This is a genomic window from Mesorhizobium sophorae (genome assembly GCF_002270415.1).
Classification (GTDB): Bacteria; Pseudomonadota; Alphaproteobacteria; order Rhizobiales; family Rhizobiaceae; genus Mesorhizobium; species Mesorhizobium sophorae.
Genome location: NZ_NNRI01000013.1, coordinates 648117 through 673613 on the forward strand (window position 1 = coordinate 648117; position 25497 = coordinate 673613).

The window sequence follows — 25497 nt, forward strand, 5'->3', positions numbered from 1 at the left end:
GGCTTTTGGGCAGGCGCTTGCCGGCAGCGGACGGGGACGACAAATGGGCGAATTGATCATGAGCGCGCCGGTGGCGGGGCTGGCCTCGAAAAGCCGCATCACCGGGGAAGACGTGGCCATGTTGCGCCATGAAGTGTTCGGTGACGGCGTGGTGACGCGCGGCGAGGCCGAGGCGCTGTTCGCGCTGGACACCACGGCCAAGGACAAGTGCCAGGAATGGCCTCCGTTCTTTGTCGAGGCCGTCACCGACTACATCGTCCACCAGGAGAAGCCGTCCGGCTACATCTCGCAGGACAATGCCGACTGGCTGATCCGCACGATCTCGCGTGACGGCATGGTCGACAGCCGAACCGAACTCGAGCTGCTGGTCCATGTGCTGGAAGAAGCAAGATCGTCGCCGAGCCAGCTTTGCGTCTATGCGCTGGAGCAGGTCGCCCACGCCGTCATCGACGGCAAGGGGCCGTTGATGCTCGGTGGTGCGTTGGTTCCCGGACTGATCGCCAAGGCGGAGGTCGAGCTGCTGCGCCGGATCCTCCACGCCCATGGCGGCGACGGCAACATCGCCATTACCCGCCCAGAGGCCGAGGTGCTGTTCAAGATCAACGAGCGCACTGCTCAAGGACAAAACGATCCGTCCTGGAACGATCTGTTCGTCAAGGCGATCGCCAATTTCGTCATGTGCTCGGCCGGCTATGAGGCGCCGACACGCGATGTGGCGCTGCGCCGTGATGCCTTCCTCGAGCACGCCGATCCGGAAATCGGCGGCTTCTTCAGCCGCATGGTCTCCGGTGGCCTCGCCGGCATCATGGAGGCCTATCGCTCCCCCAGCGACATCGAAGCCGAGTGGGAAGCCAAGAACAGGGCGGCCGAGGCCCTGGCCCGCCGCGCCGAGACGATCGATGCCGGCGAAGCCGGCTGGCTGATCGAGCACATCGGGGTAGGCAGGCCTTTGTACGAGAACGAACGTGCGCTACTGACGCTGATCAAGCACGCCTCACCGGAGATTCACCCGGCGCTTAAGCCGCTGCTCGACAAGGTTGCCTGAACCGGCGGGCAGCGCTCCCTACGCCCCCGGGCCGATCATTATTTTGCGGTGCGCGGTTCAGATTCCACCGTACCAGTCGTAGCCATTGTCTTCCCAATAGCCGCCCCTGCCGCCGCCGACATTGGCGAAGCCGTCGACCAGCTCGATCTTGTAGAGATATTTCGGCATCTTGTAGCCGAGCTGACGTTCGACGCGGGCGCGCAGCGGCGCGCCGTTCTCGACCGGGAGCGGCTTGCCGTTCAGGCCATAGGCAAGGATCGTCTGCGGGTGGCGGGCGTCGATCAGGTCGATGGTGCCGTAATATTTGATGTCGCCCGACAGGCTGCGGTCGATCGTGTCGAGGCAATGGAACATGACGTAGCGCGCCTGCGGCTTGACCACTGCCTGGTCGAGCACCAGCGACAGCGGCGTGCCGGTCCATTTGGCGATGCAGCTCCAGCCTTCGACGCAGTCATGGCGGGTGATCTGGGTGCGGCTCGGCATGTTCATCAACTGCTCGCGGCTGAGCGACAGCGGCTTTTCGACAAGGCCCGAAACCTCCAGCCGCCAGTCGGCGAAGTTGTTGGCGAGCAAGCCCTTGTAGACGTCGTCATCGGGGGCCGTGACGCCGTTCGGCCGCTGCGGCTGGCGGATGTCGGCCTCGGTGAACTCCGGCGCCAGCGCGTCGCGGCCGGCGAGCAGGCGTTGCGCCCGGTATGTCAGGCCATTGGCGTTTTCGAGGAAGCTGCGCAGGCCGCTGCCAATACTCAGCTGGCTGTCGAAGGCGTCGCAGCCCGACAGCATGATGCCGGAGGCGCCAAGGCTGGCGCCCGTCAGGAATTTCCGGCGGCTGATCTCGAACTTCGCCATGTCAAGCACTCCTCTCGGTGGAATTGTCGTCGCGTGCAGGAGGATCGGTGCGGTACCAGCCGGTGATGATCGAGCGCAGTTCGTTGATTGGGCCGGCAGCCAGGATCATCAGGATGTGGACGACGAAGAAAGCGACCAGCAGCACCATGACGGTGAAATGGATGGTGCGCGCCGTCTGCCGGCCACCGAGCAGATCGTTGAGGAACGGCAGCACCGAGTCCATGCTGGGCGACATCGCCAGGCCGGTGATGATCATCAGCGGCAGCAGCACGAACAGCACGCCGCCATAGGCCATCTTCTGCAGCGTGTTGTATTCCCGCGTGTGGTGAAATTTGAGCTTGGCGTGGTCGACGATGTCTTGCGGCAGTCGCCTGAGATCGTCGAGGCGCGGCGCGAGATCGCGGCGCAGATGGCCGTTCACGGTGCTGGCGACCAGCCAGACGATTAAGGTCGTGGTCAGTATCCAGGCAAAGAAGAAATGGATGACGCGAGCGGTGCCCAGATCATAGTAGGACGGGATGGTCGCCCAGGATGGGAAGCCGCGCGCCGTTTCCTGGCCTGCCGGACCCGACCAGCCGAGCACGCCCGTCGTGTCGAAGCGATGCCCGAAGATTTCGGTGTAGCCACGCGCACCGGCGTTGGTGTTCTCGGCGCCAATGGCGAAGATGGTGTTGTTGTAGTCGAAGCCCGACTGCTTGCCGATGTAGAGCTGCGGGCGGGCGTTGAAGATCTGCAGGCCGGAAAGCAGCATGAAGAACAGCGAAATGGCCCAGATCCAATGCGTCAGCCGCGTCCAGCGCGACTGGCGGTAGATCAGCGTTTCATCCTTCCGCGCGGCGGGGTCCGCTCCGGCGGTGGGTTGGCTTCTGGCAACCGATTCCATCTGTCTCGTCTCCCGGCCTCGCGGCGTGACCTACACGCTCATTGTCCTCCTGATACGTCGCTAACCAAACCGATGTTTCATCCGATCACGGAATTATTACGGGCTGCCCAGGCTGACGGCGAGATTGACGGCCGCGGCGACGATGACCGTGTTGAAGAAAAACGACAGGATCGAATGGACGAGCACGACACAACGCATATGCGTTGTCGAGATGTTGGTGTCGGCAGTCTGCGCGGTCATGCCAATGACTGCCGAGAAGTAGAGGAAATCCCAGCCTTCCGGCCGTTTGTCGCCGGGGAACAGCAGCCCGCCGACCGGGATCTTCTTCTTGGTCTCAGCGTCGACCGCATCGCCGTCCATCCAGTAGACATGGGCATAGTGGAGCGCTGCCATGGCATGCATGGTGAACCAGCCGAGCGGGATCGACAACAGCGCGAAGCCAAGCTCGACAGGATGGCCCCTGTCCTTCTGATTGATCAGCAGGAACAGTGAAACAATGGCAACGACGACCACGACCAGCGTTACAGCGAAGATAACCAGCACCGGCTGGTCGGTGGCGCGCGCGTTCTTGCTGAGGTAGCGACCGGTAAGCCTTGGCATCTGAGCGACGACCAAAATGACATAGACGGCGAAGAACGCATTGGTGCCGATCGAATAAGGGAGTGGCGCGCGCAACAGCAGCGCAGCCGCCAGTGCGACGGCCCCTGTGCCGGCCGCCACGACGAATTGCTTGTGCCGATGCATTGGTGAATTGATCGAGGTGTCGGTGACCATGGCCCAGCTTTCGAAAAGCGCCCGGATCAGTCCGGTGTGGCGGATTTGAGCGCCCGCCGCAAGATGCGGTCAAGTTCACCGAGAAACCGCGAACGGTCCTGCGGCGCGAAGCTGGCATTGTAGCCCTTGCTTTCGCCGGTCTCGCGCAGATGCTGCTTGAGATCGCGCATCGCCACTGCCATGCCGATCGTTTCGGGTGTGAACGGGCGCCCGGTGGGCCCGAGCACATGGGCGCCGAGCGCCACCGCGCGGGCAGCCAGCGGAATGTCCGATGTGATCACGATGTCGTTGGTCCGCGCATTATCGACGATCCAGTCATCGGCGGCGTCGGCGCCCTTGGACACCACGACGTTGCGGATCATCGGATCGCGCGATGGCCGCAGGCCGCCATTGGAGACGTAGGTAACGACGACGCCATGGCGCTCGGCGACCTTTTCCACCTCGGCCTTGACTGGGCAGGCATCGGCGTCGACGAGGATGGCGGGTGCAGGCATTTACTGTTCCAAAAGGCATGGGGCCGGGCGATTTCGGCCGGCCCCATGGAGACAATCTGATCGGTTGTTACGCCGGCAAGGCTCCGGACTTCTTCGCGGTCCAGGTCGCCATATAATCCATCAGGCCGGGATTGAGGCAGTCATAGGGTTCCAGCCCGATTGACCTCAGCTGCGCGCGGATGCCGTCCATGCGCTTCGGGTCGACACCGGATTCGATGATCGACGAGACGAAGGCAGTGAAGCCCGGCGGCGACCAGCCGTCCTCCTCGAAGCGCTCGGGATGAATGAACGACAGGCCCTTGAACGGATGATCGCGCTCGACCGGCCCGTGCATGTGGACGCCGCAGCCGGTGCAGGCATGGCGCTGGATCAGCGCGCTGGGATCGACCACCTTGAGCTTCTCGCCGTTCTCGGTGACGGTGACGTCGCCGGTGCCGGCCACGGCAACGACCGAGAACAACGCGCCCTCCGGCTTCCAGCATTTGGTGCAACCACAAGCGTGGTTGTGGGCGATCTGGCCTTTGACCTTCACCTTGACCGGCTTGCTGGTGCAGGCGCAGACCAGCGTACCGCCGGCAAAGCTCGCGCTTTCCCTGGGCAAGCCATTGTCGATTTTCGGATGCAGTTTTTCCGGCATTCTTTTCTCCTCCCAGTTGTGAACCACGAAGGCCGCAGGCCGGTTGGTCGGCGGCTCGTGGTCTTCTTCAGTAAACGACGACGCTTCGGATCGACTTGCCCTCATGCATGAGGTCGAACCCCTTGTTGATGTCCTCGAGCTTCAGCGTGTGAGTGATCATCGGATCGATCTGGATCTTGCCGTCCATGTACCAGTCGACGATCTTCGGCACGTCGGTGCGGCCGCGCGCGCCGCCGAAGGCGGTGCCCATCCAAGTGCGCCCGGTGACCAACTGGAACGGTCGCGTGGAAATCTCCTGGCCGGCACCGGCCACGCCAATGACGACCGACTTGCCCCAGCCGCGATGCGAGGCTTCCAGCGCCTGGCGCATCACCTTGGTGTTGCCGGTGCAGTCGAACGTGTAGTCGGCGCCACCGATCTGGTCGGCGCCGCGCTTGGTCATGTTGACCAGATGGGGAACGATGTCGCCGTCGATCTCCTTCGGATTGACGAAATGCGTCATGCCGAACTTCTCACCCCAGGCCTTCTTGTCGTTGTTCAAGTCGACGCCGATGATCATGTCGGCGCCGGCAAGTTTCAGCCCTTGGATGACGTTGAGGCCGATGCCGCCGAGGCCGAAAACGACGGCAGTGGCGCCTTGCTCGACCTTGGCGGTGTTGATCACAGCACCGATGCCCGTGGTGACGCCGCAGCCGATGTAGCAGATCTTGTCGAAGGGCGCTTTGGGATTGACCTTGGCAACCGCGATCTCGGGCAGCACGGTGAAGTTGGAGAAGGTCGAGCAGCCCATATAGTGAAAGATCTTGTCCTTGCCGATCGAGAAGCGCGAAGAGCCGTCGGGCATCAGGCCTTGCCCCTGCGTGGCGCGGATGGCGGTGCAGAGGTTGGTCTTACGCGACAGGCAGGACGGACACTGGCGGCATTCGGGCGTATAGAGCGGGATGACGTGATCACCCTTCTTGACCGAGGTGACGCCCTTGCCGACGTCGACGACGATGCCGGCGCCCTCATGGCCGAGGATGGCCGGAAAAAGCCCTTCGGGATCGGCGCCCGACAGCGTGAACTCGTCGGTGTGGCAGATGCCGGTCGCCTTGATCTCAACCAGCACCTCGCCGTCGCGCGGACCGTCGAGGTCGACCTCCATGATCTCCAGCGGCTTTCCGGCGGCGACAGCGACAGCGGCGCGCGTTTTCATCAGGCAATTCCTCCATAGGCGATTTTTGCCCAAGCTTTCAGGTTTTAATGATGCGATCAACTGGAAGCTGGTTCCAGGCTTGGGCCAGTGCGGAGAATTTTATCCCAAATCGATTGAAAGACCGCGATTGACCCGGCCGGCTTGACCGCGCCGACACAGGCCATAAAAGGAACGGCCGACCCGAGGGATATTTTGCATGTTCACCAAGATCCTCATCGCCAACCGCGGCGAGATTGCCTGCCGTGTGATCAGGACGGCGCGCAAGATGGGCATCGCCACCGTCGCGGTCTATTCCGATGCCGATCGTGATGCCGTGCATGTCGAGATGGCCGATGAGGCGGTGCATATCGGGCCTTCGCCGGCCTCGCAGAGCTACCTCGTACCGGAGAAGATCATCGCCGCCTGCAAGGAGACGGGAGCGCAGGCCGTGCATCCCGGTTACGGCTTCCTGTCCGAGCGGGCGGCGTTCTGCGAGGCGCTGGAAGCGGAAGGCATCATCTTCATCGGCCCGAAGCCCAAGGCGATCAGGGCGATGGGCGACAAGATCGAATCGAAGAAATTCGCCAACGCCGCCAAGGTTTCCACTGTGCCCGGCTGGCTCGGCGTCATCGAGAATGCCGACCATGCCGAAAAGATCGCCGGCGAGATTGGCTATCCGGTGATGATCAAGGCCTCGGCCGGCGGTGGCGGCAAGGGCATGCGCATCGCCTGGAGCCAGTCGGAGGTGCGCGACGGCTTCGACCGGGCGCGCTCGGAAGCCAAGAGCTCGTTCGGCGACGACCGCGTCTTCATCGAGAAATTCGTCGTCGATCCGCGGCATATTGAAATCCAGGTGCTGGCCGACGCGCATGGCAACGCGCTCTATCTCGGCGAGCGCGAATGCTCGATCCAGCGCCGCAACCAGAAGGTCGCCGAAGAGGCGCCATCGCCGTTCCTCGACGCCAAGACACGCAAGGCCATGGGCGAGCAGTCGGTGGCGCTGGCGAGGGCCGTTGACTATCAGAGCGCCGGCACGGTGGAGTTCATCGTCGACAAGGACAAGAACTTCTATTTCCTTGAAATGAATACACGTTTGCAGGTCGAGCACCCGGTGACGGAGCTCGTCACCGGTATCGACCTGGTCGAACAGATGATCCGCGTCGCCGCCGGTGAGAAGCTCGCCTTGACGCAGAGCGATGTGAAGCTGAATGGCTGGGCGGTGGAAAGCCGGCTCTATGCCGAGGATCCGTACCGCAATTTCCTGCCCTCGATCGGCCGGCTGACGCGCTACCGGCCGCCGGAGGAAGGACAGTTCGGCGATATCGTCATCCGCAACGACACCGGCGTCACCGAAGGCTCCGAGATCTCGATGTTCTATGATCCGATGCTCGCCAAGCTGTGCACCTGGGCACCGACGCGCATCCAGGCCATCAATGCCATGTCCGAAGCGCTCGACAGCTTTGTCGTCGACGGCATCGAGCACAACATTCCGTTCCTCGCCGCCCTGATGCAGCATCCGCGCTGGCGGGAAGGGCGGATATCGACCGGTTTCATCGCCGAGGAATATCCCGACGGCTTTGCGCCAATTGTGCCGAACAACGATGAGAAAGCCGTGCTGGCCTCGATTGCGACCGCGGTGGAACTGCTGCGCCGCGACCGGCTCGACCGGCTCGGCGGGCGCCTGGCGCCGCATTCGGGAGCGCTGAAGCGCGACTGGGTGGTGAAGATTGGTGAAGACTATCTGTCGGCGTCCATCCTCGAAGGCATGATCTCCATTCCAATGGAAATCGATCTGTCGATCGAGGGCGGCAAGGCGCTGACCGTCGCCTCAGACTGGCGTCCGGGCGACCTGATCTGGCGCGGCACGGTCGGCACGCACAAGATCGTCGCTCAGATCAGGCCGGTTGCCAATGGCTTGCGCATCGCCTGGAAAGGCATGTCGGTGACCGCGCGGACCATGTTGCCACGCATCGCCGAACTGGAAAGGCTGATGCCGGAGAAGGTGGCGCCGGATACGTCGAAACTGCTGCTTTGCCCGATGCCCGGCCTTGTCGTGTCGATTGCCGTTGCCGAAGGCCAGGAGGTCAAGGCCGGCGAGACGCTGGCCGTCGTCGAAGCGATGAAGATGGAAAACGTGCTGCGCGCCGAACGCGATCTTGTCGTTGCGAAACTCAACGCCAAGCCAGGCGACAGCTTGGCCGTCGATGCGGTGATCATGGAATTCGCCTGAGATTGTTTGGAAACTTTAAGGCGAGCCGGGCAGGCCGCTGCAAGCCTGTGGTCAGCGGCGGTTTGTGCTGGACTGGTATCGCCCGGTCCCGGACAATACATCTCCATCGACTCAGGTCCTTCGGGCAGCGCGAAAAACCATGGCAGATGACAGACTTCCCCGCGATCCCCTGATGCGCGAAGCCGCGATAGCGGCTGCGCGGCCGGAGGCGCCTGCGCGGCCGTTCGTACATCTGCGCGTGCATTCGGCCTATTCGCTGCTGGAAGGCGCCTTGCAGATCGGCAAGGTGGTGGCCCATGCGGTCAAGGACGAGGCCCCGGCGATTGCCGTCACCGACACCAACAATCTGTTCGGCGCGCTCGAATTCGCGCAGAAGGCGGTGAAGGACGGGATCCAGCCGATCATCGGCTGCCAGATCGCGGTCGCCTTGTCCGGCGAGAACAGCGATGGCCAGCGCGACCGCAGGCGGCAAGGTCCGGATATGCGGCCGGTCGTCCTGATCGCGGCGACTGAGGCCGGCTACGCCAATCTGGTGAGGTTGGTCAGCCGCGTCTATTTGGAAACGCCGCCGGGCGAGGCGGTGCACCTGACCACGGAAATGATGGAGGGCTATTGCGACGGGCTGATCTGCCTCAGCGGCGGGCCGCGCGGCCCGGTCGGTTTTGCGCTCAAGGAAGATCGCCGCGATCTTGCCGAGGCACGGCTCCTGACCCTGAAGACGATGTTCGGCGACCGGCTCTATGTCGAACTGGACCGGGTTTCCGGTTATGATCGCGTGATCGAGAAATCCTCGATCGATCTCGCCTATGCCCATGAATTGCCGCTGGTCGCCACCAACGAGGCCTTCTTCTCCGCGCGCGACGACTATGACGCGCATGACGCGCTGATCGCCATCGCCGAGGGCTCGGTCGTCGCCGCCGACAATCGCCGGCGGCTGTCGCCGGACAATTTCCTGCGCAGCCAGGCCGACATGGCCAGGCTGTTCGCCGACCTGCCGGAGGCGATCGACAACACGGTCGAGATAGCGCTGCGCTGTTCCTACTATCCCAAGAACCGCAACCCGATCCTGCCACGCTTCACGGGCGGCGATGTCGCCGACAATGAGGCCGCCGTGCAGGCGGAAGCCGACGAGCTTGCCCGCCAGGCACATGAGGGGCTCGACGCGCGGCTGGCCGCACACGGGCCGACACCAGGCTATACGGTCGAGCAATATCGCGAGCGGTTGAATTTCGAGCTTGGCATCATCACCAAGATGAAGTTCCCCGGCTACTTCCTGATCGTCGCCGACTTCATCAAATGGGCAAAGGCGCAAGGCATTCCTGTCGGGCCGGGCCGCGGATCGGGCGCAGGCTCCCTGGTCGCCTATTCGACGACCATCACCGACATTGATCCCCTGCGCTTCTCCCTGCTGTTCGAGCGCTTCCTCAACCCCGACCGCGTATCGATGCCCGACTTCGACATCGACTTCTGCCAGGATCGCCGCGAGGAGGTGATCCGCTACGTCCAGCAGAAATACGGTCGCGACCAGGTCGGCCAGATCATCACCTTCGGTACGCTCCAGGCCCGCGCTGTGCTGCGCGACGTCGGCCGCGTGCTGCAGATGCCCTACGGCCAGGTCGACAAGCTGTCCAAGATGGTGCCGCAGAACCCGGCCAATCCGGTCAAGCTCGCCGACGCCATTGCCAACGAGCCGCGCTTTGCCGAAGAGGCCGAGCGGGAGCCGATCGTCCAGACGCTGCTCGACATGGCGCAGAAGCTGGAGGGCCTCTACCGCCACGCCTCGACGCACGCCGCCGGCATCGTCATCGGCGACCGCCCGCTGTCGGAACTGGTGCCGATGTACCGCGATCCGCGCTCGGACATGCCGGTCACCCAGTTCAACATGAAATATGTCGAGCAGGCCGGGCTGGTGAAGTTCGACTTCCTCGGCCTCAAGACGCTGACGGTGCTCGAAACGGCAGTCAAGCTGATCCGCCGGCGCGGCATTGAGATCGACCTGGCGACGATCCCGCTCGACGATCCCGAGACCTATGCCATGCTGTCGCGCGGCGAGGTGGTCGGCGTGTTCCAGGTGGAAAGTGCCGGCATGCGCAAGGCGCTGATCGGCATGCGGCCGGACTGCATCGAGGACATCATCGCCCTGGTCGCGCTGTATCGGCCGGGACCGATGGAGAACATCCCGACCTACAACGCCAGAAAGCATGGCGAGGAGGAGATGGCGTCGATCCATCCCAAGATCGACCACCTGGTGAAGGAGACCCAAGGCGTCATCGTCTACCAGGAACAGGTGATGCAGATCGCGCAGGAGCTTGCCGGCTATTCGCTCGGCGAAGCCGATCTGCTGCGCCGCGCCATGGGCAAGAAGATCCGCGCCGAGATGGACAAGCAGCGCGAGCGCTTCGTCTCGGGCGCGGTCGAACGCGGCGTCGGCAAGCCGCAAGCCGACTTCATTTTCGACCTGCTGGCCAAGTTCGCCGACTATGGTTTCAACAAGTCGCACGCCGCCGCCTACGCGGTGGTTTCGTACCAGACTGCCTATCTCAAGGCGCACTATCCGGTCGAGTTCCTCGCGGCATCGATGACGCTCGATATGGGCAACACCGACAAGCTCGCCGATTTCCGCCAGGACGCGCTGCGCCTTGGCATCGAGGTATTGGCTCCGTCGGTGATATCAAGCTTTCGCGCTTTCGAGGTCGGCGAGAACCGTATCTATTATTCGCTGGCCGCGCTGAAAGGTGTCGGCGACGCGGCGGTCGAGCATATCGTTGCCCAGCGCGGCGAAAAGCCATTCAAGAACCTCGCCGATTTCTGCGAAAGGGTCGATCCCAAGATTGTCGGCAAGCGCGTCTTCGAAAGCCTGATCATGGCCGGCGCGCTCGATTGCTTCGGCCACGACCGCGCTGCAATGATGGCGGGCGTCGAGCGCATGATGGGGCTGGCATCCCTGGCACAGCAGAACGCGGTCTCCGGCCAGCACGATATCTTCGGCGCCTCGCTCGGCGCCCAGTCGCAGGCGCTCAATCTGCCGGCGACCGATCCATGGCTTGCGGCCGATCGGTTGCACCGCGAATTCCAGGTGGTCGGCTTCTATCTCTCCGCCCATCCGCTCGACGAGTACAAGGCGGCTTTGCAGAAGATGCGGGTGCAAAACTGGGCCGAGTTTTCGGCGGCCGTCAAGCGCGGGGCGGCCGCCGGACGGCTGGCCGGCACGGTCACCTCCAAGCAGGAGCGCAAGACGCGCACCGGCAACAAGATGGGCGTCGTCGCCTTTTCCGATACGTCCGGCCAGTATGAGGCCGTGCTGTTTTCCGAAGGACTGGCGCAGTATCGCGACCTGCTCGAGCCCGGCCGCTCCGTCGTCATCACCGTTGCGGCCGAGGACAGGCCGGAAGGCGTCAATTTGCGCATCAACTCGGTGCAATCGCTGGAGGACGAGGCAAGCCGCATCCAGAAGGCGTTGCGCATTTTCGTACGCAATGCGGCGCCGATCGGCACGCTGGCCGGCCAGCTTTCAGTGAGGGGCGAAGGCCAGGTCAGCTTCGTGCTGATCAAGGAAGATGGCGAGGGGGAAATCGAGATCGAGCTGCCCAATCGCTACCGGATCTCGCCGCAGATCGCCTCGGCGATGCGCGCCGTGCCCGGCGTGGTCGAAGTGGAACTGGTGTGACGCCCGCTCTTGCGGGCCTCCGGCAGCCTGCCGGGCGGCAGTTGTCGCGAACGCCGCCGCGATCGTCATGAAAGCGGGGGAAGACAGCTCAACAATCGCGCAGCTGCGCGACAGGCTGCGCAGGCTCTATCACGGACGCACCCCGGCGGCTTTCCGCTTCCAGGTGGTGGCTGTCGTCATCGACCTCGCCATCATTGCCTTCTTCATCGCGACCCCGGTTCTTCAGGACAAGCCGTCATTCCTCTGGCTCGACTATGCGGTGGCCGCGCTGGTTGCTGCCGACATGGCCGCCCGCCTACTGGCGTCCAACGACATGTTTCGGCTTATGAAGCAGCCGACATCGTGGGTCGATGGCTTCATCCTCTTGACGCTGCTGATGCCGACGGCGCTCGCCAATCTCGGCTTCCTGCGCATTCTGCGGTTGTGGTCACTGTCGCGCAACGGGTCGTTGTGGCGGCATTTCGAGATGCGCGGACTGCGGCCCTGGCGCGAGGCGAGCCAGGCGGTCATCAACCTATTGACCTTCCTGTTCGTCATCACCGGCTTCGTCTACACGTTCTTCTTCCGCACCGGGACGGGGCTCGAAAACTATATCGATGCCCTTTATTTCACTGTCGCCACAGTGACCACGACAGGCTTCGGCGACATCGTCCTGCCGGGCATGGCCGGCAAGCTGACCGCGATCGCCACCATGATCATCGGCATTTCGCTGTTCGTGAGGTTGGCGCAGGCGCTGTTCCGTCCCCACAAGGTATTCTTTCCCTGTCCGCAGTGCGGGCTGCAGCGGCACGAGCCCGACGCCGTCCACTGCAAGGCCTGCGGCCATCTCCTCAACATACCCGACGACGGCAATTGACGGGCTGGAGGCCCATCCCGCAGGAGTAAGGATGCTATCCGCTCAAAACTGCGGGCCACCTATCTGGCTGTAGTTGACGCCGCCGAAGCTGATGCCGGTCAGGCCGGGAGCCGCCATCTTGCGCTTCTGACCATCGCGGCATTCGAACACGGGCCACTCCGTCTGCTTGCAAGGTATCTCGCGGCACATTCGGCTCAGGCAATCGCCCTCGGTGAGCAAGAACAGGCTGTTGCCCAGGCGCCGAACCGTGCTTCCGTCGTCGGAACGCCAAGTCCAGGGAATGCGCAACGAGGAAACGAAGTCGCCGACAAGGCCACCGGTCCCGGAATGCGCGCGCAGGCTTGTTCGATAATGCGCCATGGACGCGGAATAGTCGGCCACGATCGTCGGGCCATAGGCGGAAGCCATAGGGCCATCCGACTCAAGAAGGTGCGTTCCCGCTTCGGCTTCCGCTTTGCCGGTGGCTACTAGCGTCGACATCAGTAAAACAGCGACGATCACAAGAGGCATCGTTGCACCATCTCACGCTTGCTCTCCGTTTCCAGGAGCGTCTCATCCCGCCGCCCCAGCTACAAGGCGGCAACGTCGGATCAGGGCACGAAATTCTCGTAGACTCAATCTCCCCCGGACTGGATCAAGGTCTAGGACGCGGCGATCTTCACCGGTTGTGGCGCTTTTCGCTGCAGATTGAGCAGATTGCCCATCAGGATCAGCAGTGCGCCACCGGCGGTGAAGGCGTCGATCTGTTCCTGATAGAGCAGCCAGCCGATCAGTGCCGACAGCGGCACGCGCAGGAAATCCATCGGCGAAATGACGGTGGCGTCGGCATAGGCAAGCGCACGGGCCATGCAGAAATGCGACGACATGCCGGTGAAGGCGATCAGCAGGATCCAGGGCCACAGCTCGAGCGGCGGGTTGCGCCACTCGTAGAGCGCCGGCACGAGGCCGAGTGCCGACTGAATGATCAGCATCCAGAAGATGATGCGCACGACGCTGTCCGTGCGCGTCAGCGACTTGACCAGCACCAGCGATATGCCGAAACAGACGGCGGCACCGAGCACGACAAGATGACCGGGATCGACGGCGCCGACGCCGGGGCGCACGATGATCACCACGCCGATCAGCCCCAGCACGATCGCTGCAAGCCTGGGCCGGGAGAGCCTTTCGCCAAGAAACGTCACCGCCAGGATTGCCGTCCAGATCGGTGTGGTGAATTCGATCGAGATCAACACCGCCAGCGGGATCAGCGTCAGCGCGTAGAGCCAGGCCGCCTGGCCGGTATAATGGATGACGTTGCGGGCGATATGGGCGACGGGGCGCTGCGTGCGCATGGCTGCAAAGCCGCCGCTCATCATCACCAGCGGCAGAAGGATGAAAAAACCGATCACCGAGCGCAGTTCCAACACCTGGAAGACGTTGAGCTCGGCTGTCGTGGCGCGGCCGGCGACCGACATCGCCAGGAACGAGGCGATCGACAGCGCCATCCAGAATGCGGCCTTTGGGATGGAGGGGGTAGGGACCATGCCCGCTATCTCGCAGGCCGGGGCCTTTGCCGCAATCGCTAGAAGCTGCATTCTTCTGGGCCAGTCGCAATGGCTGGATGTTGCAAAACAGTCATGCTGCGGGCGGAACCTGATACGGCAAGGGGCGTTGAGTCTCGATATTGCCGTGCCTTGCCCTGCGAGCCGTCCTGCCTTTTCGAAATCGATAGGGAGAGCTTCGATGAGATCATTCGCGCAATTCGCGCTTGCTGGCTGTCTGTTGGCTGCGGCTGGCGCGGCACGTGCCGACGAAGGGAAATTTCTTCAGTCGTTCCAGGGCAATTTCGCCGGCAAGGGCATCGTCAAGGTCACCACCGAGGCACCGACGGTGAACGTGTCCTGCACGTTCAAGTCCAACGCCACGTCGACCTCGCTGTCGCTGGACGGCAATTGCCGCGGGCTGGTTATGGTGACGCGCGCCATCAGCGCGGATCTGACATCCAGCGGTGCGAAGTACAGCGGCACCTATGTCGGCTCTCGCACAGGGCCGGCACAGCTCAATGGCAGCCGATCGGGCAACGCGATCAATCTCGGCATCCGCTGGGCCAAGGCGGTCAACGGTGATCGAAAGGCCCAGATGAAGTTCGAGAAGCGAGGCGAGAACGGCATGCGGCTGACCGTCACCGACACCGACCCGAAAACCGGCAAGAGCGTGGTGACGAGCAGGATCGATCTGCAGCGCACCTGACGAGCGTGCCGATGTTCAGGTGAGGCCGGCCTGCCAACGGTGATTTCCTGCGCTTACGGCGCTCAGGTGCTTTAAGTACGCACCGCTCCGGTTCTCGGAAGCCAACATTCTCGGCTCGGCCTGACGTGAATCTCAACAAACCCAACAAGCAGGGTCAGTCCTCGATCGGCTCGGGCGGGTGGGCGTCGCGGCCCTTGCCGAACGTATAACCGGTTTCCACCGCCCTGCGGCCGAACTTGTCGCGCAGGGCATCGATGGCGCTTTCAGCCATGGCGCGTTTGCGCGACTGGACGTCGACCAGGTCGGGCGGGTCGGCCTTGTCGTCGTCCGAGAGGTCGCTGACGCCGATACCGAGCAGCCGATATTTCGTACCGTCGGTCTCCTTGCGCAGGAGCTCCACCCCGGTCTGAAAGATGCGATCGGCGAGCCGGGTCGGGTCGCCGAGCTGGCGGTTGCGCGTGCGGAGCTTGAAATCCTGGGTCTTGAGCTTCAGCACCACGGTGCGTCCGGCGATGCCGGATTTCTTCAGCCGTGCCGAGACCTTTTCCGAAAGCCCCCTCAGCACCGCGACAAGCTCATCGAGCGAAGCGATATCGGTGTCGAAGGTGGTTTCGGCCGATACGCTCTTGGCGTCCTGGTCCGGATCGACGCGGCGGACGTCCTCGCCGCGCGAAAGGTGGTAGAGCCGGTCGCCCATCGTGCCGTAGCGGCGCATCAGGTCGCCACGATCCATCTGCTGCAGCTGACCGATGGTGCGGATGCCATCGCGTTCCAGCGTGGCGTTGAACGCCTTACCGACACCCCAGATCATCGTCACCGGCTGGGCTGCCAGGAAGCCGACCGCCTCGGCCTCGCCGATGACCGAGAATCCGCGCGGCTTGCGGAAATCGGACGCTATCTTGGCGAGGAACTTGCAGTAGGACAGGCCGGCTGAAACGGTGATGCCGATCTCCTTCTCGACCGCAAGCGCGAAGCGCGCCAGCACCACTGCCGGCGGCAGGCCGTGGAGACGTTCGGTGCCGGCGAGGTCGAGAAATGCCTCGTCGATCGAGAGCGGCTCGACCAGCGGCGTCAGCGCCTGCATCATGGCGCGCACCTCGCGGCCGACGCGCACGTATTTTTCCATGTTGGGGCTGATGACGACCGCCTCGGGACAGGCTTCGAGCGCCTTGAACATCGGCATTGCCGAGCGCACGCCCTGGATGCGGGCGATGTAGCAGGCGGTGGAGACGACGCCGCGCTTGCCGCCGCCGATGATCAGCGGCTTGTCCTTGAGTGCTGGATTGTCGCGCTTTTCGATCGCTGCATAGAAGGCGTCGCAGTCGATATGGGCCAGATGCAGCCGGTAAAGCTCGGGATGGCGCGCCAGCCGGGGGCTGCCACAGCGCTCGCAGCGACGCGTCTGGCTGCGCTGAAACGTCAGGCAGTCGCGGCAAAAACCGTGATCGGGATTGTTGACAGGGGCCGCCATCGCTGCGAACATAAAGAGAACAGAAGCAATGGTACGACAGTGCAAGGCCTGCGACAAGGCTGGCCTGGGGAGAACGCATGAGCACGACCATAGCGCCGCTGGTGCCCGAACTCTGGGCGGATTTCGAGGACCTCTTCGGCAAGCAGGGCGCCTGTTATGGCTGCTGGTGCACGCATTTCCGGCTGGCGCCGGCGGTGCGGCGCGAGAGCAGCCGCGAACGCAACAAGGACCACATCAAGGCGCGCATCGAAGCCGGTCCGCCGCCAGGCCTGCTGGCATTCGAAGACGGCAAGGCGGTCGGCTGGATGCAGATCGGGCCACGCGCCGACGTGCCCGAATGGAACAATCAGGGCAGGGGGTCGGCACCAGTCGATGCCGCCGACGCCATGGATCCGGCCGTATGGGCGATCTCGTGCTTCTTCATCCGCACCAAGGCGCGCGGCAGGGGCATCACGCATCGCCTGGTCGAAGGCGGTATCGATTTCGCCCGCAGCAACGGAGCCCGGTTGGTCGAGGCCTGCCCGATAGACCTGTCCCGGGATTCGCGTTCGATCGGCCTGTTCGTCGGCTCGTCGCGGGTGTTCGAGAAGGCCGGTTTCGAGCGGCTCGTAGAGCGCAAGGCCGGCCGGCCGTTGATGCGGCTTGTGCTATAATCAGTTTTGCGCCTTGACGGTGTTGTATCTCACCTTGCGGTTGTGGCGGTAATTTCATACCAGACGAACGAGGCGTTCCTTCCAAGACGCGTTGCACGGAAACGGATTCAGTCGACGCGCTTTGGGCTTTTGTTTTATGCATGTCGTTGTCCCAAACCGCTGCGCGCTTTTGGGCACTATTAGGTCAAACGGAGAATTCGCGTGAACCGTGCCTTGCCATTCGTTTTTCTTCTTGCGTTGAGCGCGCCTGCTTTCGGCCAGACCGTCGACAGTCAGGGTGCGAAGCAATTGTCCGAAGACCTGGCCCGCTATGTCGGCAAACAGGCGCTCGACAAAGGCATTCTGAAGGTGTCGCTGGAAGGCGATGCCTACAAGATCTTGTTTGATTTCAAGGCGCTTGCCGGATCACTGCCCGATCAAAAGCTGCTGAAAGTCGACGTCGCGCCCGCCCTGATGGTCAAGCCGCGCAGCGACGGATCCTGGGATGTCTCGATGGATTTTTCGCAGAGCGCCTCCTTCGAGTTCAACGGGCCCGAGGGTCTGCAAAGCACGCAGTTTTCGATCAAGGACGGCAAGGGTTCCGGCGTCTACGACCCCAATCTGGCTGCCTTCACCAGCGGCAGCAGCTCGATGACCGGCATGACGATGGCATCGAAGGATGCCAAGCAGCATATGGAAGCGAGCACCGGCGCCGGCACTGCAACGGTCTCCGCGAGCAAGTCCGCGACCGGGGGGGTCGATTTCACAACCTCGCAAAAAGTGTCTGATTTCGTCGAAACGATCAATTTCGACGATCCTGAAAGCGGACTGAAATTCCCGGTCAACGTCAAATCGCCGGAGCTGTCGGTCGAGGCCAGCGGCAAGGGGGTGCGGACAAAGCCGCTGCTCGATCTCCTGGCGTTTGCCGTAGCCAATGAAGACGAGGCGACGCTGAAGGCAAACCAGGCGCAACTCAAATCGCTTCTGCTCGCCGCCTTGCCGGTTTGGGAGCATGTCGAGGGAACCTATGGCTTCAAGGATTTCACGGTGGAAAGCCCGGTTGGCAATTTCGGCGCGACGCAGCTTAGCACTGCATTCGGGTCCGATGGCGTCGCCCAGAACGGCAAGATCAACTATGCCATCAAGGCTTCGGGGCTGACCGTGCCGCAACAGCTTCTGCCGAGCTGGAGCGTGGGGCTGTTGCCCACCGATCTCGACTTGAACTTCGGCGGCGCCAATATCGATCTCGACAGTGTGGTGAAGAAGGCGATCGAAGCCTTTGATCTCAATAAGAATCCGCCGCTGTCGGCTGATTTCGGCGACCAGCTCAAAGCCGACTTCATGGCCAAGACGCCGAAGGTCGTGATCGGCCACAGCACCGTGAAGAACAAGGATACGGAGATCGCCCTGGAAGGTGAAATGACCTTCCCCGACGAGAAGCCGGAGGCAAGCTTGACGGTCGACGTCACCGGCTTCGACAAGCTCGTCGAGGGCCTGCAGACGGCGGCAAAGTCGGAGCCGGAGGTGGCGCAGTACGTACCTGCCGCTCTCATGGTGAAGGGTTTTGGCAAGACGCTGCCCGATGGACGCATCGAATGGGTCGTCAACGCCAAGGCCGACGGATCAGTCATGGTCAACGGCGTCATGGTCAAGCCGGCTGATCCGGCTGTGGATGACAGTGTCGATGACAGCGGCGACGACAGTGGGGACGACAGCGGCGGGGCGGGAGCGAAGCTGAATCCCTGAGGGCTGGCCTCTATCTCTCTGTTTTGGCGCAATTCCGGGCGGAAAACCGTTTCAAACTTTTTCCTGGAATTGCGTTAGAGTCCCAGCGCGTTCGCAATCTTCGGCGCGGCTTGGTGCCAGTCCTGGACGACGATGATGTCGTCCGGCACCGGCGGCAGGAATGCGCGCAGCGAATTGTCGGCCATCAGATGGAACAGGCCGGCATCGGCGACGGATGCCCGCACCGACGCCAGATTGTGCGGCTGATCGTCGACGAAAACCACCGGCCGGCCGGTCTTGCCGCGAAGCCTGGCCACTGCCGGTCCCTTGGCCATTTCAGTGGTCAGGAGCGGGTAGCTCAGCCCGAGTGCATCGAGATGGGCGCGACGCGCGGCGCGGTGCTTGTGCGGCATGGCCGTCAGCAGAATGATCTCGGTGCGATCGCCCAATCCCGCCAGGGCATCCGCGGCACCGTCGGTGATGCTCTGCCAGTCGGCTTGCGCGTCAAAGAAATCGCCCAGAAGTGCTGTGACTTCTGGCTGTTCGATCAGGCGGCCGCTCGCCGTCTCGGCGATGTTGCCGGTCAGCCGGAACGAGGCCAGCGTCAGGCCGAAACCGCGCGCCTTGAGGAAATGCGGGAAAGGGCGGATGAATTCGAGCACCACGTCGTCGACATCGAGCACCAGCAGCGGGCGGCTGTCCGCCGCCAGTTCCTCGATCTGGCGTGCGGTCTCCGGATCATCGCTCATATGGAATGCTCATGGTTGTCGTCGCCCAGCGGCAGCGCCCGCAAGGCCTTGCCGACAGCTGCCGGCGGCGTGCCGGTTTCCTCGGCAAAGCGCATCAGCGTCGGCTCGTGGGCGAGAATGAACTGCAGGACGCCAGCCAGGAATCCTGGTTCGCCGGCAGCCTTGCGGATCGAATGCGCCTCGATGCCGGTGATTGCCAGAAAGCGCGGCAACAGTTCCGGATCGGAGGCGACGAAGCCTAGAGCCTTCACTGCAATCGATTCCGCTTCCTCGCGCATTGACGCTGCGTTTGCCATCACTACCTTCGGTGTGTGGAATGAGTCTCTCCCGCAGTAATGGCAAGAGATGCTTGCGGCAAGCCATTAGAGCGGCGCCCGAGGTGGAATCCAGACAGCTTTTTGCGCCACGGATTTCCGTTTCGTCAATGATATTGCCGTAGAGTGACGCAGGGTTTGGTGCGTCTTTCAGATGGACGCATGACGGCTGCCTTCGAGCGGAAGGACGGCCGGGACGGGATATCGATGCCGAAGAAGGTCATGATCGTCGAGGACAATGAGCTCAATATGAAGCTCTTTCGGGACCTCATCGAAGCAAGCGGTTACGAGACCGTGCGCACCCGCAACGGCCTGGAAGCGCTCGATCTGGCGCGCAAGCACCGGCCGGATCTCATCCTGATGGACATCCAGTTGCCTGAAGTGTCGGGGCTGGAGGTGACCAAATGGCTGAAGGAGGATGACGAGTTGCACGTCATCCCGGTCATCGCGGTGACCGCCTTCGCGATGAAAGGCGACGAGGAACGCATCCGCCAGGGTGGCTGCGAAGCCTATATCTCCAAGCCGATCTCGGTGCCGCGTTTCATCGAAACCATCAAATCCTATCTGGGCGATGCGTGATGCGCCCTTCCAGCCAAGCCGGAGCCTTGTGACATGACTGCACGGATCCTCGTCGTCGACGACATCCCTGCCAATGTGCGGCTGCTGGAGGTCCGGCTGCTGGCCGAATATTTCGAGGTGTTGACCGCCACCAACGGGCCGGACGCCATCGAGACCTGCGAGAATGGCAAGGTCGATGTCGTGCTGCTCGACGTGATGATGCCCGACATGGACGGGTTCGAAGTCTGCCGGCGGCTGAAGAGCGACCCGGCGACGTCGCACATTCCCGTGGTGATGATCACCGCGCTCGACCAGGTTTCCGACCGCGTGCGCGGGCTCGAAGCCGGCGCCGATGATTTCCTGACCAAACCGGTCAACGACCTGCAACTGATGACGCGCGTCAAGAGCCTGGTCCGGCTGAAGTCGCTGACCGACGAGTTGCGGCTGCGCGCCTCGACGACGCGCAACATCGGTATCGAAGAATTGCTGAGCCGCAATTTCGCCTCCGAGGACACGACGCCGAAAGTGCTTTTGATCGACGAGCGCAAATCCTCGGTCGAGCGCATCCAGAAGATGCTGCGCGACCGTGCCGACCTCGACGTCACCAGCGATCCGCATGCCGGCTTCTTCCAGGCCGCCGAGACGCCCTACGAATGCGTGATGATCTCTACGGCCTTTGCGGATTTCGATCCGCTCCGGCTCTGTTCGCAGTTGCGCTCGCTCGACCGCACCCGTTTCGTCCCGATTATCCTGCTGGCGGAGGCGGGCGAGGACGAGCGCATCATTCGTGGCCTGGAGCTCGGCATCAATGACTATCTGATGCGGCCGATCGACCAGCAAGAACTGACAGCGCGGCTGCGCACCCAGGTGCGCCGCAAGCGCTACAACGACCAGCTGCGCGCCAGCGTGACCCAAACCATCGAAATGGCGGTGACCGACGGGCTCACCGGGCTGCACAACCGCCGCTACCTCGACAGCCATCTGCAGACGCTGTTCGATCGCGCGGTGGCGCGGCGGCGGCCGCTGTCGGTGATGATCACCGACCTCGACCGTTTCAAGTCGATCAACGACGCGCACGGCCATGACGGCGGCGACGAGGTGTTGCGGGAATTCGCGCGACGGCTGCGCAAGAATGTCCGCGGCATCGACCTTGCCTGCCGCTTTGGTGGCGAGGAGTTCGTTGTGGTGATGCCGGACACTGACGGCACGGTGGCCGAAAAGGTGGCCGAACGCATTCGCGCCGAAATTGCCCAGGCGCCTTTTGCCATCGGCCCGGATGGCAAGACGATCGAGGTCACCGTCAGTGTCGGCGTGTCGTCGGTGCTGAAGGGGGTGGATACGGTGGCGGCGCTGATGAAGCGCGCCGACCTGGCACTCTATGAAGCCAAGAGCGGTGGCCGCAACCGCGTTGTCGCCAAGGCGGCGTAACCCGCAAAGGCCCAATTTTCCTGTCAACCCGATAGGGTTACCCGTTTACCTTAATCCAAGCGATTCGCGAGCCTTGGTTAAGAAATGGTTGATTTTGATAAGCTCTTGCGCAAATGTGCAGGCCAAGACGAAGCCGGCACGAGGATAGACAGCCGGCTCGATCCCTAGAAATACCCCATGATGCTCAGGTCCGCCGCATCTCCTGGGTCCGTGGGGTCGGCCGGCCGGCGCTGGCGCATAGTGGCCTCCTCGTACCGCTGCCAAACGCCGACCGGCCCCCTTCTCCAAACAGAACATCGGAGCTCCGTGCCAAGGCACGGATGACTCTGCTTTTTGCGTGTGAAAAATCCGGATCCCGTTCTCTTGGATCAGCGGCGATAGCCATATGGCGCGCACTGTCATTGCGCGAGAGGCTGTGTTCGTGGCTGGCGACCTGCAGGGAAGAGTACCTCTGCAGTTCATACATATGGCGCACAAGGGGCTTGCGGCAAGACCCGGCTCCTCCCGTAAAACCGTCGGCCTAACCCAAGGGTACGGAACGGAGAGTGCGATAATGGCTGTAATGACCGATCATGCGGTGGTGATTGCCGGAGGTGGCCCGACAGGGTTGATGCTGGCAGCTGAACTCGCGCTGGCGGGTGTCGACGTTGCCATTGTCGAACGGCGTCCCAACCAGGAGCTAGTTGGCTTGCGTGCGGGCGGCCTGCATGCTCGCACGATCGAAGTTCTGGATCAGCGTGGGATCGCCGACCGGTTTTTGTCGCAAGGACAACGCTTTCAGGTCGTGGGCTTCCACATGATCCGGCTGGACATCAGCGACTTTCCAACGCGGCACAACTGCCTGCTCGGGCTGCGTCAAAACCACATTGAACGTATCTTGGCCGGTTGGGTCGACGAGTTGAAAGTGCCGATCTATCGCGGGCAGGAGGTCGCGGCGTTCGCGCAAGACGACAGCGGGGTCATAATCGAGTTGGCCGATGGCCAACGTATGAAGACACATTATCTGGTGGGCTGTGACGGAGGGCGAAGCCTCATCCGAAAAGCGGCCGGCATCGAATTCGCCGGATGGGATCCGACGATGAGTTGGATGATCGCCGAGGTCGAGATGTGTGAGGAGCCGCCATTGGGCTTTCGGAACACGGACTCCGGTATCCACGCTTTGGGCAAGACCGGGGAGGGTGGGACAGTCGGCGTCGTGCTGACAGAACCGCGACTGGAGACCGGTGGAGAACCCACGCTTCGCGATCTCAGCGAGGCGCTGGTAGCCATCTATGGGACCGACTATGGAGTCCACAGTCCGACTTGGCTCTCACGATTTACCGACATGACGCGGCAAGCCGCGACCTATCGTGACAGACGCGTCCTGCTGGCGGGCGATGCCGCGCACATCCATCCTCCGATGGGCGGGCAGGGTCTCAACATCGGCGTACAGGATGCGGTCAACCTCGGCTGGAAGCTGGCGCAGGTGGTCAAGCGGATCTCACCTGAGAGCCTCCTTGATACCTACCAGGCTGAGCGCCACCCGGTCGCCGCCCGTGTCATGCAGAACACGATGGCACAGGTTGCGCTTCGGCGTATGGACGACCGCGGCAAGGCGATGGGCGACATCGTTGCCGAACTGCTCGGGATGGACGAACCGCGCAGACGAATGGCCGGCGAGATGTCCGGTCTGGGCGTTCACTACAATCTCGGCGAGGGGCATCCTCTGCTCGGCCGGCGGATGCCCGACCTCGACCTGCTCACTGCCAACGGCCCACTGCAGGTCTTTGCGCTGCTGCACCATGCCAGGCCGGTCATGCTCAACTTCGGTCAGCCAGGCGGCTTCGACATGACACCGTGGGCAGATCGGGTCCAGCAGATCGACGCCACATATTCCGGACCATGGGAGCTTCCGGTGCTCGGTCCCATCGCCGCTCCGCCCGCCGTATTGATCCGGCCCGACGGCTACGTGGCCTGGGTAGGGGACGGAACCCGTCTTGGGCTTGCCGAGGCGCTGACCGCCTGGTTCGGACCGCCTGCCGTGGCGCCCCAGTCACAATGAAGTAGGCGCAGCCTCCCGAAATACCTCCTGAATGCATCGCGTCGCCGCTTGTGGCGGCGCGGTCTGCTGACAACCGATTGACAGGAGCTTTTATCCATGCAGAAATTGGTTGGACCATTGGACCACTTGGAGAGAGCGTGGACCAGAACAGCCTGCCACCCATTCAGACGACGGCGCGCGATGACGCCGTGCTGAAGGCGTTGGTTGGGTTTGTTCGCGCCGAAGCCTTGCAGCCCGGCGAGCGACTTCCGACAGAGCGTATTCTTGCCGAACGGTTGAAGGTCAGCCGCAACACGGTGCGTGAGGCGCTGACGCGCTGGGAAGGGCTCGGTCTGGTCGAGCGCCGGCAAGGCAGCGGAACCTATCTCAAGGCGGCCGTTTCACCCGGCATGCTGCATATGCCGCTGACGCTGGCGGGGGGCAACGATTTCACCAGCCTGATGCAGACGCTGGAAATCCGCCGCGCGCTGGAAGCGGAGGCCGCCGCACTCTGTGCCGAGCGTGCAAGCCAGACCGACATTGCCGAGATCGCGCGCAAGCTCGACATCATGGAGCAGGCGTTTCGCACGCGCGACGGCATGTCGTCGGAAGAGGACTGGGAGTTCCACCAGGCGATCTACCGGGTCTCCGGTAATCCGCTGTTCGAGCAGATCATCGCCGCCATGCACGAGTTGTTCCATCGCTTTTGGGAGCATCCGCTCGGCGTGCGCGACTTCGGCCATGCCAGCTTTCCCTATCACCGCACCATCTACGAATGCATCGCCGCGCGCGACCCGGAAGGCGCCCGCGCCGAGGCGCTCAAGTTGATCGCCACCGTCGAGGACGATCTGAAGCGCGGTGCGGCCAAACTCAAACTTTCGAGCCAGACATGAACGAGCAGCCATCCGGTTTCGACCACGATTATCTCGCCGAGGCGGCAACGCTGCTGGCGCATGACGAGCCATTTCCGGGCGGCGCGGTGGTGCCGCCGATCTACCAGACCTCGCTGTTCACCTTTGCCAACTATGCCGAGATGGCCGACACTTTCGCCGGCAAACGAAAGCAGCCGATCTATTCGCGCGGCGACAATCCGACGGTGATGGAGTTCGAGGCGCGGGTAGCGGCGCTCGAGGGCGCTGAGGCCGCGCGCGGCTTTTCCAGCGGCATGGCCGCGATCAGCGCCACCGTGCTTGCCTTTGTTGGTGCCGGCGAGCGCATCGTGGCGGTGCGCAACTGCTACGGCGATGCGTACCGGCTTTTCGAGCGGCTCTTGCCGCGGCTCAACATCAAAGTCGATTACGTCGATGGCTCCGACCCTGACGCGGTCGCCGCGGCACTTCCCGGCGCCAAGCTGCTCTACCTGGAAAGCCCGACCTCGATGATGTTCGAGCTCCAGGACATCGCGCATCTGACGCGGTTGGCGAAGGAGCAGGGCATCATCACCAGCATCGACAATTCCTGGGCCACGCCGGTGTTCCAGAAGCCGATCACGCACGGCGTCGACCTGGTGCTGCACTCGGCCTCGAAATATCTCGGTGGCCACAGCGACACCGTGGCCGGCGTTGTGGCCGGATCTGCCGCCCATATCAAGCATATCAACGAGCAGACCTATTCCTATCTCGGCGGCAAGCTGTCGCCGTTCGAGGCCTGGCTGCTCCTGCGCGGCTTGCGCACACTGCCGCTGCGCCTGCCGCACCACATGAAAAGCGGCCTGACCCTCGCCGAGCGGCTGAAGGCGCATGCCAATGTCGAGCGCGTCAAC

Annotated in this window: 23 protein-coding genes; 12 read left to right on the top strand and 11 right to left on the bottom strand. The window is 62.9% G+C overall.

Going from position 1 to position 25497, the window contains the following annotated elements; all coding sequences use genetic code 11:
- The first annotated feature begins 43 nt into the window (after window positions 1-43).
- Window positions 44-1045 (top strand): hypothetical protein, encoded by a 1002-nt coding sequence (locus CGZ66_RS22430; RefSeq protein ID WP_095087895.1) that lies wholly within the window; start codon window positions 44-46, stop codon window positions 1043-1045.
- 57 nt (window positions 1046-1102) lie between these two features.
- Here the strand turns inward: CGZ66_RS22430 and CGZ66_RS22435 are convergent, their stop codons facing one another.
- From CGZ66_RS22435 to CGZ66_RS22460, 6 genes are all read right to left on the bottom strand, one after another.
- Window positions 1103-1894, bottom strand: coding sequence for a molybdopterin-binding protein (locus tag CGZ66_RS22435; protein ID WP_095087897.1), 792 nt, complete (start codon window positions 1892-1894; stop codon window positions 1103-1105).
- Window position 1895: 1 nt separating this feature from the next.
- Complete coding sequence (locus tag CGZ66_RS22440) at window positions 1896-2777, bottom strand: cytochrome b/b6 domain-containing protein (RefSeq protein WP_095087899.1); 882 nt, start codon at window positions 2775-2777, stop codon at window positions 1896-1898.
- 96 nt (window positions 2778-2873) lie between these two features.
- Window positions 2874-3551, bottom strand: coding sequence for a DUF1345 domain-containing protein (locus tag CGZ66_RS22445; protein ID WP_095087901.1), 678 nt, complete (start codon window positions 3549-3551; stop codon window positions 2874-2876).
- 26 nt (window positions 3552-3577) lie between these two features.
- Window positions 3578-4045: a YaiI/YqxD family protein gene (locus CGZ66_RS22450; protein ID WP_095087903.1), complete on the bottom strand. Its 468-nt coding sequence runs from the start codon at window positions 4043-4045 to the stop codon at window positions 3578-3580.
- 67 nt (window positions 4046-4112) lie between these two features.
- Window positions 4113-4682, bottom strand: coding sequence for an S-(hydroxymethyl)glutathione synthase (gene gfa / locus CGZ66_RS22455; RefSeq protein ID WP_095087905.1), 570 nt, complete (start codon window positions 4680-4682; stop codon window positions 4113-4115).
- A gap of 67 nt (window positions 4683-4749) precedes the next feature.
- The gene (locus CGZ66_RS22460) at window positions 4750-5877 is read right to left on the bottom strand and encodes an S-(hydroxymethyl)glutathione dehydrogenase/class III alcohol dehydrogenase (RefSeq protein ID WP_095087907.1); all 1128 of its coding nucleotides are present in this window, start codon (window positions 5875-5877) and stop codon (window positions 4750-4752) included.
- Between the two features lie 196 nt (window positions 5878-6073).
- On the opposite strand from CGZ66_RS22460, the gene CGZ66_RS22465 reads away from it, so the two are divergent.
- The 3 genes from CGZ66_RS22465 (at window position 6074) to CGZ66_RS22475 (ending at window position 12609) form a co-directional block, all read left to right on the top strand.
- On the top strand, window positions 6074-8086 hold the full coding sequence (locus CGZ66_RS22465) for an acetyl-CoA carboxylase biotin carboxylase subunit (protein ID WP_095087909.1): 2013 nt from the start codon (window positions 6074-6076) through the stop codon (window positions 8084-8086).
- Between the two features lie 172 nt (window positions 8087-8258).
- The gene (gene dnaE / locus CGZ66_RS22470; RefSeq protein WP_206073745.1) at window positions 8259-11753 is read left to right on the top strand and encodes a DNA polymerase III subunit alpha; all 3495 of its coding nucleotides are present in this window, start codon (window positions 8259-8261) and stop codon (window positions 11751-11753) included.
- A gap of 67 nt (window positions 11754-11820) precedes the next feature.
- Window positions 11821-12609, top strand: a complete 789-nt coding sequence (locus CGZ66_RS22475) for a potassium channel family protein (protein WP_095087913.1) — start codon at window positions 11821-11823, stop codon at window positions 12607-12609.
- Window positions 12610-12651: 42 nt separating this feature from the next.
- Here the strand turns inward: CGZ66_RS22475 and CGZ66_RS22480 are convergent, their stop codons facing one another.
- On the bottom strand, window positions 12652-13110 hold the full coding sequence (locus CGZ66_RS22480; RefSeq protein WP_143748814.1) for a hypothetical protein: 459 nt from the start codon (window positions 13108-13110) through the stop codon (window positions 12652-12654).
- 140 nt (window positions 13111-13250) lie between these two features.
- Window positions 13251-14132 carry a DMT family transporter gene (locus CGZ66_RS22485; RefSeq protein WP_095088135.1) on the bottom strand — a complete coding sequence of 294 codons (882 nt, stop codon included), beginning with the start codon at window positions 14130-14132 and terminating at the stop codon, window positions 13251-13253.
- 199 nt (window positions 14133-14331) lie between these two features.
- On the opposite strand from CGZ66_RS22485, the gene CGZ66_RS22490 reads away from it, so the two are divergent.
- Complete coding sequence (locus tag CGZ66_RS22490; protein ID WP_095087917.1) at window positions 14332-14838, top strand: hypothetical protein; 507 nt, start codon at window positions 14332-14334, stop codon at window positions 14836-14838.
- Window positions 14839-14992: 154 nt separating this feature from the next.
- Here the strand turns inward: CGZ66_RS22490 and CGZ66_RS22495 are convergent, their stop codons facing one another.
- Window positions 14993-16321, bottom strand: a complete 1329-nt coding sequence (locus tag CGZ66_RS22495; protein ID WP_095087919.1) for a DNA polymerase IV — start codon at window positions 16319-16321, stop codon at window positions 14993-14995.
- A 65-nt stretch (window positions 16322-16386) separates the two neighbouring features.
- Between CGZ66_RS22495 and CGZ66_RS22500 the strand changes: the two genes are divergently transcribed.
- The gene (locus tag CGZ66_RS22500) at window positions 16387-16962 is read left to right on the top strand and encodes a GNAT family N-acetyltransferase (protein WP_095087921.1); all 576 of its coding nucleotides are present in this window, start codon (window positions 16387-16389) and stop codon (window positions 16960-16962) included.
- A gap of 201 nt (window positions 16963-17163) precedes the next feature.
- Complete coding sequence (locus CGZ66_RS22505) at window positions 17164-18687, top strand: hypothetical protein (RefSeq protein ID WP_095087923.1); 1524 nt, start codon at window positions 17164-17166, stop codon at window positions 18685-18687.
- A gap of 74 nt (window positions 18688-18761) precedes the next feature.
- Here the strand turns inward: CGZ66_RS22505 and CGZ66_RS22510 are convergent, their stop codons facing one another.
- Both CGZ66_RS22510 and CGZ66_RS22515 read right to left on the bottom strand, forming a co-directional pair.
- Window positions 18762-19415, bottom strand: a complete 654-nt coding sequence (locus CGZ66_RS22510; RefSeq protein ID WP_095087925.1) for a hypothetical protein — start codon at window positions 19413-19415, stop codon at window positions 18762-18764.
- Complete coding sequence (locus CGZ66_RS22515; RefSeq protein WP_095087927.1) at window positions 19412-19711, bottom strand: DUF3572 domain-containing protein; 300 nt, start codon at window positions 19709-19711, stop codon at window positions 19412-19414. Before CGZ66_RS22515 ends, CGZ66_RS22510 begins: the two co-directional genes overlap by 4 nt.
- Before the next feature lie 225 nt (window positions 19712-19936).
- Here CGZ66_RS22515 and CGZ66_RS22520 point away from each other — a divergent pair, with 225 nt between their 5' ends.
- The 5 genes from CGZ66_RS22520 to CGZ66_RS22545 all read left to right on the top strand — a co-directional run.
- Window positions 19937-20308 carry a response regulator gene (locus CGZ66_RS22520; protein WP_095088146.1) on the top strand — a complete coding sequence of 124 codons (372 nt, stop codon included), beginning with the start codon at window positions 19937-19939 and terminating at the stop codon, window positions 20306-20308.
- A gap of 33 nt (window positions 20309-20341) precedes the next feature.
- Window positions 20342-21715: a PleD family two-component system response regulator gene (locus CGZ66_RS22525; protein ID WP_095087929.1), complete on the top strand. Its 1374-nt coding sequence runs from the start codon at window positions 20342-20344 to the stop codon at window positions 21713-21715.
- A 562-nt stretch (window positions 21716-22277) separates the two neighbouring features.
- On the top strand, window positions 22278-23756 hold the full coding sequence (locus CGZ66_RS22535; protein WP_167392218.1) for an FAD-dependent monooxygenase: 1479 nt from the start codon (window positions 22278-22280) through the stop codon (window positions 23754-23756).
- 137 nt (window positions 23757-23893) lie between these two features.
- Entirely contained in the window at window positions 23894-24628 is a 735-nt protein-coding gene (locus CGZ66_RS22540; RefSeq protein ID WP_095087933.1) for a FadR/GntR family transcriptional regulator, read from the top strand.
- Window positions 24625-25497 (top strand): aminotransferase class I/II-fold pyridoxal phosphate-dependent enzyme (locus CGZ66_RS22545; protein WP_095087935.1); only part of this gene is annotated, 873 nt, incomplete at its 3' end. The genes CGZ66_RS22540 and CGZ66_RS22545, both read left to right, overlap by 4 nt.